This window comes from Cohnella boryungensis, from assembly GCF_042651945.1.
Taxonomy (GTDB): domain Bacteria; phylum Bacillota; class Bacilli; order Paenibacillales; family Paenibacillaceae; genus Cohnella; species Cohnella boryungensis.
In genome coordinates this window covers 37,729-53,281 of record NZ_JBHSED010000002.1, presented here as the reverse complement: position 1 = coordinate 53,281, position 15,553 = coordinate 37,729, and the positions used below count along the sequence as shown (strand labels likewise).

General features: G+C 52.3%; 11 protein-coding genes and 1 pseudogene. 10 read left to right on the top strand and 2 right to left on the bottom strand.

What is annotated here, in order from left to right; genetic code table 11:
* The first annotated feature begins 45 nt into the window (after positions 1–45).
* Complete coding sequence (locus ACFO1S_RS00780) at positions 46–2,343, top strand: sensor histidine kinase (RefSeq protein WP_204604006.1); 2,298 nt, start codon at positions 46–48, stop codon at positions 2,341–2,343.
* Positions 2,344–2,357: 14 nt separating this feature from the next.
* On the top strand, positions 2,358–2,972 hold the full coding sequence (locus ACFO1S_RS00775) for a response regulator (RefSeq protein ID WP_204604007.1): 615 nt from the start codon (positions 2,358–2,360) through the stop codon (positions 2,970–2,972).
* Positions 2,973–3,243: 271 nt separating this feature from the next.
* Here ACFO1S_RS00775 and ACFO1S_RS00770 read toward each other — a convergent pair whose 3' ends face one another.
* Positions 3,244–4,098 carry an SDR family NAD(P)-dependent oxidoreductase gene (locus ACFO1S_RS00770; protein ID WP_204604008.1) on the bottom strand — a complete coding sequence of 285 codons (855 nt, stop codon included), beginning with the start codon at positions 4,096–4,098 and terminating at the stop codon, positions 3,244–3,246.
* 166 nt (positions 4,099–4,264) lie between these two features.
* Here ACFO1S_RS00770 and ACFO1S_RS00765 point away from each other — a divergent pair.
* From ACFO1S_RS00765 to ACFO1S_RS00740, 6 genes and pseudogenes are all read left to right on the top strand, one after another.
* Positions 4,265–4,800: pseudogene (locus ACFO1S_RS00765) on the top strand (MerR family transcriptional regulator).
* Positions 4,801–4,943: 143 nt separating this feature from the next.
* On the top strand, positions 4,944–7,964 hold the full coding sequence (locus ACFO1S_RS00760; protein WP_378126047.1) for an ATP-binding protein: 3,021 nt from the start codon (positions 4,944–4,946) through the stop codon (positions 7,962–7,964).
* 7 nt (positions 7,965–7,971) lie between these two features.
* Positions 7,972–9,084, top strand: coding sequence for a response regulator (locus ACFO1S_RS00755; RefSeq protein WP_204604011.1), 1,113 nt, complete (start codon positions 7,972–7,974; stop codon positions 9,082–9,084).
* 86 nt (positions 9,085–9,170) lie between these two features.
* Positions 9,171–12,350, top strand: a complete 3,180-nt coding sequence (locus ACFO1S_RS00750; protein WP_204604012.1) for an S-layer homology domain-containing protein — start codon at positions 9,171–9,173, stop codon at positions 12,348–12,350.
* Positions 12,351–12,600: 250 nt separating this feature from the next.
* Positions 12,601–12,774 (top strand): hypothetical protein, encoded by a 174-nt coding sequence (locus ACFO1S_RS00745; protein ID WP_378126044.1) that lies wholly within the window; start codon positions 12,601–12,603, stop codon positions 12,772–12,774.
* A 42-nt stretch (positions 12,775–12,816) separates the two neighbouring features.
* Positions 12,817–13,650, top strand: a complete 834-nt coding sequence (locus ACFO1S_RS00740) for a hypothetical protein (protein ID WP_204604101.1) — start codon at positions 12,817–12,819, stop codon at positions 13,648–13,650.
* Between the two features lie 103 nt (positions 13,651–13,753).
* Here the strand turns inward: ACFO1S_RS00740 and ACFO1S_RS00735 are convergent, their stop codons facing one another.
* A complete protein-coding gene (locus tag ACFO1S_RS00735; RefSeq protein WP_204604013.1) occupies positions 13,754–14,446 on the bottom strand; it encodes a YetF domain-containing protein in 693 nt (230 codons plus the stop codon).
* 169 nt (positions 14,447–14,615) lie between these two features.
* Between ACFO1S_RS00735 and ACFO1S_RS00730 the strand changes: the two genes are divergently transcribed.
* Both ACFO1S_RS00730 and ACFO1S_RS00725 read left to right on the top strand, forming a co-directional pair.
* Positions 14,616–15,059, top strand: a complete 444-nt coding sequence (locus ACFO1S_RS00730) for an SMI1/KNR4 family protein (protein ID WP_204604014.1) — start codon at positions 14,616–14,618, stop codon at positions 15,057–15,059.
* A gap of 220 nt (positions 15,060–15,279) precedes the next feature.
* Positions 15,280–15,546: a PadR family transcriptional regulator gene (locus ACFO1S_RS00725; RefSeq protein ID WP_204604102.1), complete on the top strand. Its 267-nt coding sequence runs from the start codon at positions 15,280–15,282 to the stop codon at positions 15,544–15,546.
* The last annotated feature ends 7 nt before the right edge of the window (positions 15,547–15,553 follow it).

Genomic DNA, 15,553 nt, shown 5'->3' with positions numbered 1-15,553 from the left:
TTTTCCATTATGATGGAAGGAAACCCGCTCAAAGGATTGTGAACCATGCCCGGCATCTTACAGTATCCGCGTATAAACCGTTTGTTCATTTTGATTTGTCTAGCGCTCTTCCTTGGCGCGGCTTCCTATATCCAATTCCATTCGCTAACGAATCCAAGCCCGGGTATTCTGGTCGAGCGGAACTCATCATCGGAATGGATCGTTGCCGGTATTCTGCAAGATTCAATCGCTTCCGGCTTAAGCATTGAGCCAGGCGACCGCATCGTGTCCTTCGATGGACGGCCTGACCCAAGGCTGTTCGTGTCGGATAACGAGAAAATACTGACTGGCGCAAATAGGCTCGAAGTGGTGGGCTCGGAAGGACGCCAGTACTCGATAGCGATCAAGCCGACTCGGACCGATAAGCTAGAGAACGGCTTTGCGTTCCTAATGGAAGCGTTCCTCGTCGGAGTCGGCTGGTATTCCGTCCGGAAAAATCCCGAGTCCCGACTCTTTCGGCGATTCTTCCTGTTGAACGTGATCATTGCCTTCTGTATTGTTGCCATGTTCTCCGATGAGATCTATTTATCCAACTACATTTTCGTCTACTGCGCCATTTGGCTGCCTTATGTCATCCTTTCCTTTTACTTGCTGTTTGCGTTCCGGTCCATCTATTCCCGATTCCGTCCCCTGTTGCTTGGCTACCAAGCATACTCAGCCGCCTTTTCCGCTTTCGCCACGTTCTCCATTGTCCGACAGATAACGTATAGCTGGGTAACGGATGCGCTAAACGTTGCTCTCATCATCACGTTAATCCTCATAGCGTGCATTACGGCATTTTATTGGTCCAAGTTCGACCGAATCGAGAGAAACCAGCTTTTTATCCTGTTTCTCGGCGTATTTACCAGCCTGATGCCTTATGTACTGCTTTACGCGATTCCCCGGCTTCTGTGGGCGGACTATTTCGTATCTGCGGAATATACACTCATTGGACTTGTTCCGATATCCGGCACGCTGACTTATCTGCTTGTCCAGCGTCAGATGCTGGATTGGAAATTTTACGTTCCTAGAATAGTTTTAAGCACCTTCTACTGCGGCTTCGCGCTTGCTTTGTTCCTGTTGGCTGCGGCTTGGGGGTCGGCGCTATATGCCGCCGGACTTTGTATCCTGTTCGGGCTGCTCACTTACGGTTACCGGCGTCTTCTCCTCCGCTTGCTGCGGCATAAGAACCGTAATAAAGAATGGCTTGAACATCAGAAGCTCCGAATGTCGTTGCAGTTAGCCGAGAAGAACAATATCCGCGACATTCTAAAGCTATTCGCCGACTTGCTCCACGATAGGATCGAGGTACAAGGCCTTACGCTCGTTTATTTCGATGACAATGTTTTGCCCCTTGTGTATAAAACGGGAATCTATGAAGACAAATTCGGTCCCGGGGTCGCATCAGCGCCGGACAACCAAGATTGGAGCAACAGCAAAGAATACGCTCAAGTGATGGAGCTGTTACACGGACAGGAAGATCAAAAGCTCGGTTACCTATGCCTCGGACCGAAAACGAACCGCTCGCCTTTCTCATCGGAGGAGATCGGGATCATTGGGAAGCTCCGTGAGGAAGTGATCCACATGCTTTCGAATGCACGCCAGCTGGTGCGTGCAAGGTATGAATATGAGCTAAATAAAGATCAAATCGATCTTCAGGAGCGCCAGTTCCACGATTTCCGGACGTATAATCAATTGCTGCTGGAAGCGAGAGAGGCCGAGAAGATCAGAATTTCCTACTTCCTGCATGACGACCTGCTGCAAAACTTGATCTTCCTGTCCCGGGATCTGGAGGAGCTGCACGATACCGGCCGGTATGAGCGAGAACGCAACGCTACATGGTTGAAATGCCTTTACGATTCGCAGCGCAGCATCCGATCGCTGAGCGACCATTTGTATCCGCATATTCTGGACAAAGGGGATTTGCAGGAAGCTCTGCAGTGGCTTCTTCGGGACATGAATCGCCAGAATGAAATCGCCGTCGCCCTTCATTATGAAGCGCCTTCGCCGGAGCCCTTTCCCGCCTTTGTCAAAGCGAACCTGTTCCGAGCCGTACGCGAGCTGATCGTTAACGTATTCAAACATGCGCAAGCGTCGGAAATGCACGTCCGCGTCTGGATGAACCGGGACTACGTCTTTTGCAGCGTTATGGATAACGGCAAAGGCTTTACGACTGCTTCGCCCTCTGGGAAATCGGCCGCCGGCGGTTCCCGTTTCGGACTGTTGTCCGTCTGCGATCAGATGGAGCATATGGGAGGAACGGCCGATATCGATTCCGTTCCCGGCCAAGGAACATCGGTTACCCTTAAACTACCTCTTTGTTAAGGAGAGATTGTCGTATGACCGATAATATACGCGTCTATTTGCTGGACGACCACCCCCTTGTTCTTGAGGGGCTCAAGAACCGCCTCGACGCCGAGCCCGGCATTGAAGTGCTGCACACGTTCACCGACCCTCGCGAATTTATCGTCCAAACCGAGCTAGTCTGTCCCGACGTCGTGGTTCTGGATATTTCGCTGCCGCACACGGACGGTTTTCAATTAGCCCAGCAGTTAAAAGAACGTTACGGCAATTCCCTGAAAATCATTTTGCTATCCGGCTACACGTACGAAGAGTTCTACCACAAGGCTTACAAAATCGGCGTCCACGCTTACCTATCGAAGCAGGCGTCCTACACCAAAATCATCAATGCGATCAAACAAAGCATGCTCGGCCACATTCTTGTTCCGGAGAACATTAGAGCCTCGGGCGGTTCTCCTGACGCTTTGACCCCTGCCGAGCGGGAAGTGCTTCAACTGCTTGCGAAGGAAAAGACGAATAAAGAAATCTCGTTGGAGCTAGCTATCAGCCAGCGTACAGTCGAATACCATCTAGCTTCGATTAACCAGAAGCTTGGCGTAAAAACGCGCATCGGCGCCATCGTGAAGGGGTTTGAGCTGGGACTGCTTTACTGAGTAGGACCGGGGTTCCCCTCTTAACTTCGACAGCAAAAAAAGAGCCCTCATGCGAAGGAGGCCACTGAAAAAGTTCTCTAGGTGAAAGGGTTGAAGCCCATGTTCCAGCCTCAAATCTCGTTTGCGCTTAGCCCCTATACGGCTCTATATGACCTTGTGGTGCCCAAAGACAACTATTTACGCGTTAAGCTGAACCGTACCCTAAATGAAGGATAGGTCCAGCCGCAGGAGAGCGCGATATAGGAGCTCGCCAAACTTCAAGTCCAGATTTTTAGGATAGAGAACAAAATTCGCGTTCGTAAATCGCATTCATTCCTTCCAAAATATTCCTAGCTTGATCTTTAAATTTTAATTCCGCAACCTGATCTTTCAGCAAAAACACGCCGGTTTCATGCCGGTGTTGACCGAGCGCGCCTTCATACAGCCTGCCCGCGCCGTGGGTTGGCGGAGAGAAAAACAGCTTCATCAACAGGGTAACGACTGGGGGCAATCCAGATTTCTTCCCCTTTCTTAGCGTGTTGTTGCCGCCCGGGTCAACGCTGCGGATTTTGATATTATCCTCGGCAAGCTGCGGTGCGATGGCCTGAGTCCACAGCGAGAGCGCTAGCTTGGAGGCGGCATAAGGACCAATCAGCTTGCGAAAGACTTTGGGGCGCTCCAGGCTTTCGATACTCAACTCTTTCGTAAATTTGAGTGCTGAAGACGAGGTGTTGATCACCGTTTTTAAGCTGCCGCTTTGTATCAGTTCCTTTAATTCCATCAGAATGATATACGGAACGACCGTCATCAGCTCATAATGATACTCGCGTCCTTGTTTCGAATAGCTCAGCTCGGAGAAGGACCTTCCGGCATTGTTAAACAAAATATCGATCCGTTGCTCCTTGCTTTTGATCTCTTCTAAAGTCCGTCTCAAGCTGGCATAATCGGCAAGATCGTCCGTCTTATAGATGCGAAGCGATCCCCTCTGGACTGCTTCTTGAATTATCCTATCGTCGGACGGAAAGTCGGAACGGTTCAAAGCGACCACTTGCCAGTTGTCCGACAGCAATCTCCGGGTTAATGCCAACCCGATCCCTGCGTTTGCGCCCGTAATCGCGGCGATATTTTCACGTTGTCCCTGATTCATTGCATGTCTCCTCCTAATACCGGATATTTCTCTTGATAATGCTCACTCTATAACTTGGAGTCGACTCCAAGTCAAGCCGGAAAAATGTCCAACGGTTAAGAGACTTGACTTGGAGCCAGCTCCAAGATGTATAATGCACAAAAAGAGCCTCCGGGGAGGGGACAAGATGAAGGAAGAGCAAACTTTTACGATAAAGCAAACCGCCAAGCAAACCGGAATTTCTGAAGATACGATTCGTTATTACGAGAAGATCGCGCTGCTCCCCCGGGCAGAACGGAAGGACAACGGGCACCGCATCTATCGGCAGGAGGACATCGAGACCATCCTGCTGATCTCTTGTCTGAAAAAAACGGGGATGCCGCTGGAAGAAATGCGGCCTTTTTTGGAGGTTTCCGTCGATGCCGATCCTGCGGAATATCCCGAACTGGTGGAACTCTTAAAGAGCCACCGGGAAAATATCGTCAGCCAAATCGCCTCTCTGCAGCAGGTCGTCGATTTTATCGACATGAAGTTGGAGAAGAGAAGGTACAGGCGGGACGGCTCGGATGAAATTCAGGACGTCTGTTCGAAAACAGGAGGGAAGAACCCAACCCCAAGTCGGTCTCGACTGTTCAGATGACCCTCTGTATAGGACCAAGGCCGTGGACCCGATCCACGGTCTTTTTCTTTCTAAATGAGACACTTTGCAGGCTGAATCGGTAGGGTTGGCCGTACGGTGTTGATGCGGATGGCAGGCGTATAAAGTATACTGGACATGTTCAACGAATTCGATCCGATTGCATTCTTAACGACGGTCGACAACAGCCGATAGTGTAGGCATTGCTGGAGAAGATGGTGAGGCCATAGTGAGGAAAAATGCGATATTGCTTGGAATGATCGTCTTGTTCGTCATCGTTACGATCGTGAATGTGTTTCAATGGCTTAATCCTCCGACGCACGCCGTGAGGGCAAGCGGCGGATTGCTCGACGCGACGAAATGGGATTTTTCGGAGCAGGGAGTCCTCTCGCTGCGCGGGGAGTGGGAGTTCTATGAAGGGAAGCTGCTAGGGCCGGAAGATTTCAGGACGGGCGGCGAGCTCGAAGGCCGTTTCATTCAAGTGCCCGGGGGCTGGAAAAACAAACTGGCTTCAGGAGACAAGAACGGTTACGGAGCCGGTACATATCGGCTGCTCATTCGTACGAATGAAGCGGAATTGTACAGCATACGGGCGAAAAAAGTCCGAATGTCCAGCCGCATATTCATGAATGGCATCGATCTGGGCGGCAGCGGCCGTCCTTCCCTATCGGGGGAAGGCTTCGTGCCGAGCAATGCGCCTTTCTTCGGCACCGTCCAAGCGAATTCGGGAACCGTTGAGATTATTATTCAGGTGGCCAGCTTTAACTATATGGAAGGCGGGTTGGTTCAGCCGCCGGAATTTGGACTCGCTGAAGACGTGATGAAGCGGCGCGAAGATTCCAAACTCGCCGATATGATCCTGACGACGATCCTGCTTGCATTCGGATTGTATTATGCGGGCATGTTCAGACAGTGGCGCCGGGAGCCGCATCTGATGCATTTTTGCCTATTCTGTCTGTCGCTCGGACTGTTCTTCAGCATCGACAACGAAATATTGGCGCTTGGTTTTGTGCCCGGTTTGACGTTTCCGTGGCTTCAAAGAATGCTCTTCCTATTGCCGCTCCTGTCTTTTTTCTTCTTCACGTATTATGTATATCGGTACCTGAAGGAAAGGGATAACGTGGTGTTTGTTTGGCTTCGGAGACTGGCCTACGCTTACCTTGCGATGATTCTGCTGGTTCCCAATCGTCATTTGGTCAGTTTCCTTGACGTCGGGATTGCAATTGAAGCGGCCGCTTTCGGGAGTATGTTCTATGCCGTCTTCCGAAGCCGCAGCCGCGGAGACCAAAGCAGCCATTATATTATGCTGGGTATTTTCTTTCTGATTGTCAGTTGGTTATATGCGCAATTGCGTTACCAGCTTGCGCTAGATAATCCCTATTATATGGTCGTGACGCCGGCGCTGCTTGTCTTGTCGCAAGCCCTGCTCATGTCCGAGCAGCTTCAGCTGAGCTACCGGAGAAGCGAACGGCTGTCTGAACGATTGCTGCGATACGATCGCCAGAAGGACGAATTTCTGGTTAAAACCTCGCACGAACTGCGAACGCCGCTGCACGGGATTGTGAATCTGTCGCAGGCGCTGCTGGACAATCAGGCGATCCCCCTTCGAGCCGAGCATCGCGACAATATTCGTATGCTGCATCTGCTGGGCAGACGGCTTACGGGACTCGTGCACGATATTCTCGATCTGAACCGGATTCGTCACGGACAGCTTCTGATCCATAGGACATCGGTCAACTTGGGTCTGTCTGTTCGGTTCGTAATGGAGACGTTATCCATCTCGCCGGTCAATAAGGAGGTGCAGCTTATCAATGCGCTGCCCGCAAAGCTGCCGCTCATCCTTGCGGACGAGAACCGGTTGAAGCAGATCTTGTACAACCTGCTGGAGAACGGGCTGAAATATACGAAAAGAGGAACGGTCATCCTCTCCGCAGAGCGGAGGGGGGACGAGCTGGCCATCTCGGTGACGGATACGGGGAGAGGCATTCCTACACATGAAATTGCCGTCTTGTTTCAGCCGTTCGTACAGTTGGAGCAGCTTGGGTATGCCCGCGAGGGACTCGGCCTGGGACTGAATATTGCCAAGCAATTGGTGGAGCTGCAAGGGGGCCGATTGGAGGTGGAATCCACAGTCGGCGTAGGCTCGCTGTTCACGTTCACGCTGCCGATTGATTTGGCGTCAGAAGAAGCGGCTACCGCCGCGAGCGCCGAAGGGGTATTGCCATCCCCGTTATCAGCGCCGATGCAGGACCATCAAACGGCCGAGTTTCACCTTCTGATCGTAGACGACGAACCGTCCAATCTGAAGGTGCTTATCGATGAGGTTTCTTCCATGCGTCATGGGTATACGGCGGTCGGAAGCGGAGAAGAAGCGCTTGAAGCCTTGCGCCGCAACAAGATTAAACCGGACCTGCTGCTGCTCGATCTGATGATGCCTGGCATCTCCGGACTTGACGTATGCCGGGAGATTAGACTGCTGCAAGGACTTGCGGAGCTGCCGGTGCTGATGATGACCGCTTCCGGACAGACGGGCGATATCGTGGCCTCGTTCGCCGCCGGCGCGAACGATATTGTACAGAAGCCGTTCGAGTTGGCCGAATTGCGGGCGAGGGTGCAGTCTCTGCTGGCGATGAAGAGCTCCTCGGAACGTGCGGTACGTCGGGAGATGGATTTCCTGCAGGCCCAAATTACGCCGCATTTCCTGTACAACAGCATGAATGCCCTCGTTGGACTCAGTTATCGGAATGTAGACAAGCTGAGGGAGACGATTCACCATCTGACGACCTACTTGCGGGCCAAATTTACATTCGTCTTCTCAGGGCAACTCGTTCCGTTCGAACGCGAGATGGAATTGGTCTCGGCCTATTTGGCAATCGAACAGCTGCGTTTCGGCGACAGGCTGACTGTCCAAATGGAGATCGAGGCGGGTTTCAAATGCATGCTGCCGCCGCTGACGCTTCAGCCAATCGTAGAAAATGCGGTGCGGCACGGCATAGGCCCGAAGCCGTCTGGAGGCACGCTGCGGATAGTTGCCCGCCGGCGTGAAGGAGGGGCGGAGATCCTCGTGGCAGACGACGGTGTCGGGATGGGCGAGGAATTGCTGCTCGTGCTGAAGGAAGGGAGGGCAGCCGGCGTCGGGATCGGCAATGTCAACCGTCGTCTGCAAATGGTATGCGGCGGCGGATTGGATATTCGCAGCAGTTCAAGCGAAGGCACACAGATCAAGCTGCAAATACCGGAGGCAAGGTGATGCAATCATGATAAAAGCGATATTAATTGACGACGAGGAGATCGCGCTCGACGTGATGGAGATTCTGCTGCAGGAGGTTGGCGGGGTAACGGTGCTCGGCAAATTCCGTTTGGTGTCCGAAGCGATCGCACAGTCCGAAGGGATGCAGCCGGATCTGATCTTCCTCGATATCGAAATGCCGGAGACGAACGGGCTTGCGGCTTCAGCCTCGCTTCTCGCGGTTTTTCCCGATGCCAACATTGTGTATGTGACGGCACACCATACCTATGCGGTCGATGCTTTCGAGACGAAAGCGATCGGTTATTTGCTTAAACCCGTAGCCAAGCACCGGCTCCTCAACACGTTGGAGAGGCACGCGGAGCTTCGTGAGAAAGCGGCTCGGAGGACCGCCAGGACACTCCCCGGCCCAGACGGCATGATGTCCGCGGAGTCCCGCGAAAAAAGGCTGTCTCTGAAACTGCTCGAAAGCATGGAGCTGTACGACGCCGAGGACCGTTTAATCACATGGCGGACGAAAAAGACGAAGGAAATGTTCAGTTTCTTGTGGCACCATGGCGGAACTCCCGTATATCGGCTGCGCATACTCGAGCAGCTGTGGCCGCAATTGGATTCCGAACGCGCGCAGGCGCTTTTTCATACGACGATGTACTATATGCGCAATACGCTGAAGACGGCGGGTTTTCCGGACATAATCGGAGTCGGAGATGAGCGTTATTGGGTGCGAATGGACCAAATCGCCAGCGATGTAGCGCGGCTGGAAGAGCTGCTCGGGAAAGGGAGGCGGGCGAGCGACGCGGAGGAGCTGCTGTCGCTCTACCGCGGCGATTACTTCGAGACGGAAAACTACAGTTGGGCGAATAGCAGGAGATACGAGTTGCGCGCGACAGTCATTCGACATCTGGAGCAATTGGAGGAAGGCGCGGCTGTCGCTTCGCTGAAGGAACGTCTACTGCGAAAGCTGATCGAACTGCATCCTTATGAGGAAATATATTATGACCGTCTGGCGCTGCATTTGAAGGCTATGGGCGACGCGGCGGCCGCAGACAAGGTGCTTCGGCTTAAAGAAACGACCTTTCGGACCGACCTGGGGCTGACTCCCAATGAACATATTCGCGAGTAATTGATTTGTTTGGAAAATGTTTAGAGGCCGATTGCTAATCTTCTCTCATGCAACGTATGAATTTACTGCAGAGAGGGAGATTGACTTTGAAAGAACGATCCTTGTTGCGCTTGTTGTCCAGAATAAAGCTTCAACTGCTGCTGGCCGTTGTTCTGGCGGTTCCGCCAATCGCGATGGCCGGCACGGCGAGCGCGGAGCCAGCTTCGACGGCCACGGTTGCCGGCGAGCTGCTGGCAAGCTGCGAGTACAAAAATTCCGTGGTCAATTGGAACACAACCGTGTCTTGCCCGGATACGATATCGATCGGCACCAATGCGGGCAACTCGTTCGCAGGCGTACTCAAATTCGACTTGAACGGGTTTGCCGGAACGGTGCTTGAGGCCAATCTAGAGCTGTTTGTAACCGATAATTATGCCAATGACGAAGGCGGTCCCGAGCTGACGATTCACCAGTATAACGGGAGCTGGACTGAACCCGCAACGGCTTCGGAGGCCCCTGCTGATTGGCCTCATAGCGGCGTTTTACATTCCCGAACGTTTGCCGTAACGGATGAAGGCGGCAAATGGGTAAAATTCAATATTGCGCCGTTGGTGCGCGACAGGATCGCCGAAGGAGAAGACGAACTCGATCTCGTACTGACGGGCTCTTGGGCGGATGATCCGGGGAAGCGTTTCTTCAACTTCCCATCCTCCGGGCCCTCCATTCCCAAGCTGAATATTACCTATGCCACATCGCCTGTCCAACTGCCAATTCCCCATACGCGAATTGCGGCCGGGGATGGATTTACGCTGGCGCTTCAGGATGACGGTACGGTCAAGGCCTATGGTAGGATTCACGATCAGAAGATTGAATTGCCTGACGGCCTGATCGGCGTACAGGCGGTTTACGCGTCCGACGAGTGCGGCTATGCGATTAAGGCAAGCGGTTCCGTTGTGGCTTTGGGTGAGGGGTGTACCGTTCCCGATGAACTCTTAGATGAGGACGACGTCGTCGGGCTCGTGTTGGGAGGGTTCGCCTCCGCCGCCCTGAAGAAGGACGGGACGGTTGTCAGTTGGGGATCTTACAGAATTTCAGAGCAGTGGAAAAACATCCATGCCCCGTTCAAGTCCATCTCTGGCGGGTATAACCATGCGGCAGCGCTGACGTGGGATAATGCGGTCGTCAGTTGGGGCTCGGGTTCGATGGGGGCGACGTCAGTGCCTGACGACCTGCCGGAAACGACGGCCATCGCATCGGGACTCAATCACACGCTGGCGTTGCTGTCGGACGGGACTGTCAGAATGTGGGGTCCCTATTACCTGGATCCGGTCCCGGAAAACTTGTCGGACGTCGTGGCGGTCGATGCGAATGACAACTATTCCGTGGCGCTTAAGAGAGATGGGCATGTCGTCGTATGGGGAGACGGCGAACAACTGCAACCGCCGCCCGGGCTTGACGGCGTCGTAGCCATCGCAGCGGGAAGGTCCCATCTGATCGCGCTGAAGTCGGACGGCACCCTGGTCGGCTGGGGGGACAATCGACACGGCGAAACGGTCAATCCGGCGCCGTCCTTCGGCGGTTTGTCCTGGTCTCCCGGCAGCGAGATCGGCACAACGGCGGCGAAGATCGCGGAGGGGAGTCTGCAGGACGAGCGCTACGGCGAACTGGTTCTGAAATATCGGATCGGAAATGCGGGCGGCGTCAAGCAGCCTTATGTCGGCGAGGATCCGTCCGATCTCGGCTACGACACGGAGCTTCAGTCGGGCGACGAACTGGTCGTCTCTCCGGGGCAGCACATTTATGTCCTGGCGGTGTACGAGGAGGAAGGCGAGCAGAAAATAGCCTACTGGTCGGATATAAAGGTTCTGAGCAGTCAAGTGAAACAGGCGCCCGTCGATAATAGCAATAACAACAATAATAGCAATGCATCTGGGCCAAGCAGCGGCAAGGAAATCATTATGGTGGATGTCGTCATCGGCGGAGAGCAATCGGCCGACACCGCCAAAGTCGAGATCGAGCGGACGAGGCAGGCCAATGGGAAAATATCCGACCTAGTGACGTTCAACGAAGCCAAGGCTAACGAAGTCGCCCAGCGGGCTGCGGCAGCCAAGCAGCATGTGGCCAGAATCGTTATCCCCGACGTCAAGGACGAAGTCGGCGAAGTCCGCGTGAACGTGCCGCGGAACGCGCTGGCGGTGCTTCAGAAAAACAAGATTGACCTGGAAATCTATACCGATAACGCGGTCATTCGCGTTCCGATCGCTTCGTTGGACGGATTGGACACAGATTTCTACTTCCGTCTCGTTCCCGTTAGAGAGGCTGCGCTTCGTCAAGAAATCGAGGAGCGCGCCCGAAAGGAACAGGTCGTCAGGAAGCTAGCCGGCAATGACGCCATCCAAGTCGTAGCTCGTCCGATGACCATTGAGACGAATCTGTCCAGCAGGGCGATTACGCTGACGCTTCCTTTGCGGGATGTCGTTCTGCCGCAAGATGCGCAAGAACGAGCGGCGTATTTGAAGCAAATGGGCATCTTTATCGAGCATTCGGATGGAGAGAAAGAAGTGGTAACCGGCAAGGCGGTTACCGGAACGAATGGCAAGCTTGGCTTGCAATTCGGCGTTAACAAGTTCAGCACGTTCACAATCCTGCATATGGCTGCATTCAAAGGCGCCGAACAGCAGTCCCGGACCCATGCCAAGTATGTTAACGGCTATCCGGACGGCACATTCGGAGCGGAGCGCAGCATTACGAGGGCGGAGATGGCAACGCTGCTGGTCAACAGCGGCATTGTACCAACATCCTCGGTTCCGGCTGGGACGTCGTTCCCGGATGTTGCGGCTACGTACTGGGCTGTCCCGAATATTAGCCGGGCGGAGAAGTCGGGTCTGCTGATCGGTTTCCCGGACGGAACCTTCCGGGCGGACGCTTCGATCACGCGCGCGGAGATGGCCGCCATCGCTTATCGGTATTTGAAGCCGGACAGCGTGCCTTCCCGCACATTCTCGGACGTACCGACATCTCATTGGGCAAGCGGTATGATCGCAACGCTATCCGGCTATATGGACGGCTACCCGGATCTGACGTTCCGTCCGAGCGATAAGCTCACCCGCGCCGAAGCGGTGACCATTCTGAATCGGCTGCTGAAGCGGGGGCCGCTTAACGGGACCGTGAAGCAGAGCTGGCCGGATGTGGACCCGTCCCATTGGGCATACGCAAACATCGAGGAAGCTTCGACGGATCACGCGTACACGCTTCGAGCCGAAAGCGGAGAATGGCTGAGCGAGTAGTTTGTAATCGAATATAGGCAAGGAAAAACAAGAGGCTCATCCATAAGTCATTTTTATGACTGAGGGTGAGCCTCTTCTCACATCGATTTCTATCAAAAATACTGCTAATAACGAAAGAGGCTATCCTTTGGTAAAATGGAAGTGTCCAGCAGCCATTCATGAAGGAGATGTTCTATATACTGACTATTGGCCATAAAAGGTAGATGTCGAATGGAAACACCTGAGTGGATTCCGTTAGGGAACATAAGCGATGATAGAAAAATATGGGCAGGGACAAAAGTTAAGCTTTACAACTAATCTCACAAAAGGCAAAGCAGGAAATATACTTTGTGTTGTTAAGAAGGATACACCCAACCATTACGCATTAGGTAAAGCTCTGAAAAACATGATTGGAATCGAGAATGCCTTTGTCCTTTTTGAGTAGCGTAGGTTGGACAAGATTGGAAATTGGGAACGGAGGGAAAGCTTGCTTAAATGGAATAGCGACGTGTGGGGAAAGCTGACAGGACCGTATGGCTCTGCAGACAACGTCCCTGTGTTATTACAGCAGCTAATGCAGGAATATAGCCAGGAGGTTTTTGACGAACTTTTTCAGGAGTATTTGTTCCATCAAAATACGATATATACAGCTACTTACGCAGCGATGCCGTTCTTGGCACAACTGGCAGGCTCCACATCGGATGCGGAAGTGCGCAAAGAACTGTTTATCAATTGCGGTATCATCGAGGCAAGCCGCGATGAGAGAGATAAGGCGTCATTCCCGGCATCTTGGGCTGAACTAGCCGAGAATGTAGGCAGCTCCGTATGCACGGAATTGTATCGCGATTATGTTGAGGCAATTGGCAAGCTCAGGGCGCTTACAAAGGAAGTATTCACCTATGCAGCCCAACCAACCGTAGATGAGATAGAGAAGCGTTACACTCTTGTTGCGGATGCTGCCTATCGCGGCTCCTATGCCCCTGCCAACATGTTGATGACGTTTACTAACGGTGATGAGTATGTGGCCGTGTGTCCGGCCTGTGAGGAAGATGTGTTCATATGGCCTAATGAAGAGCATGAAGGAATTCTTCAAGCCTATGAACAAGATCCTGTTTTTCACGCTGGCCAGGAGCCCCATCCAATCGTTCCGGCAGCATCATTTGCAGATGAGGAAGTACGCGCGCTAGCGGAGCGGGCGGCAGCGATTGGAGAGCAAACCTTGGCAGGGCATCTGCATTACTTAGCGGGGGAAACCGTATGTCCGTCCTGTCGCGAGAAAATCTCCGTATGGCCGTCTTTACTTAGCACATATACAATGTAGAGCTCGCAAGTTAAGAAGCGGCGAAAAAGTTAACGTTAACTAAATGGATTTCTAGGAGCTGTCATGCCGCGACAAGCTCCTTTTTTTTCACCGATAGACCCGTTTATGGGATTGAATCTTGATATTTGTCAATATACAGCGTCCCGTCCAATTGGAGCTCTGCGTAAAATACTTGATCCATAGAATGAATGCCGGCTTTCTTTAACTGTTGGTTAAGCCAGACAACGGAGACATCCATTTTTACAAGATTTTTCTCTACGATTCTACCGTCAACGATAAGTTCAGTCGGGATTCTGTAAACAGGCGTAACGGGTGCTTTTATATCCTTTTTTGTTGCAGGCAGCAGTTCTTCTTTTCTTAACACGCTGAGTTGACCGTCAGGCTCCAGAATTGCAAATTCGACCTCTTCGGGGGAGAAGACATCCTTGTTCCGAAGCAACATGCTTAAATCGTCGATGTTGAGGTGCTGTTTAGCCAACGCCTTCTCCAGAATCTTTCCTTGTTTGATGAGAATCGTAGGCTGGCCGTCGAGAATCTCGCGCGCTCTGACGGAGCGCAAACCGGTCAAGGCGATGATGAACGCCATGAGCGACCACAGGACCAAGCTAGATATGCCTTGCAGCAGCGTGATTTGTCTGCTGACGATAATCTCGGCAGTAGTGGAGCCGAGGGTGATTCCTGTAACATAATTGAAAAACGTTAGATGTCCGACTTGTTTTTTACCGAGCAGACGGGTCAGAACGAGTAATGTAACGAAGGACGTTGCCGTTCGAAATAGAATTTCTCCATACGTCATGTGCCGAGCTCCTTGCATAACAGATATACTTAAATTAGCCCTTCCTTCCATTTCCTATACTTTTACTCGCGATTACTTGCCGTTACAGACTGCGCGGAGAACCGTATGAGATATTGGATGATGAGAAGACCGCCAGGAAATCAGAATTGTTAGGGGAGGAAATTAACCTATGAAAGAGGCGTTGATGGAGAGATTAAAGGCTTTTCTGCATCGGGAGGACACAAGCACACTAGTAGGCGTTCCGGCGAGCCAAGAGGAAATTGCCGAGGCGCAGCGGCAACTGAACATACAATTTCATGAGGACTACGTACATTTTATCAGGACGTTCGGTGGGGCATTTGCAGGGATTGCCGTACATGCCTTCGTAAATGGCTCTAGTATTGGAAAGGAAACTGTTGTCGATTTGACGCTGGAGTTCCGAGAGCAATTAAAGGAGCTTCCCTATGCAGAGGTTGTACGAACCGGTTATGTCATTTCTATAGATGGGTCCGGCGATCCGATTATCATCGATCGAGAGGGAAAGGTTTGTATCTGTTATCACGATACCGGGGAAATGAAGGTATTAGCGGATTCCTTCGAGATGCTGATCGAGGATAACTTTTATGAATGGTGATAGGTATGATCATGTTCACATTAATCCTGGCAATTCAAGAATGCTGAGCCAAGCACGGCAGCCCTTGTCGGTGCTTTACCCTGAGCTTTGTCCGTACGATAGCGGCCTTCTTTACATACACAAGTAAGAGAGCGTTCTTCAAGCTGACGCTCTCTTTATTAATGCTTTAAACTCCGGGTATCTTACGTGAACTCATAAATTTCCTTCATTATTTCTCCAACTGGATGGGGAGTCCTACGGGTACGAAATTTCCAAGAATATAAGGCAGTTGACGCAGGAGAAGTACGTCATGAAGGAGACCACGCTGTATTCGGCTTTCACGCGTCTGGAGAAGAACGGGTACATCGAATCCTTCTACCGGAATGAGAGCCTCGGCAAGCGGCGCACATATTACCGAATCACTCCGCTGGGCCTCACCTATTACAAGGAGAAATGCGAGGAGTGGAAGGTCACGCAGGAAGTGATTAACCAATTTATCAGGGAGTAGGGATAGA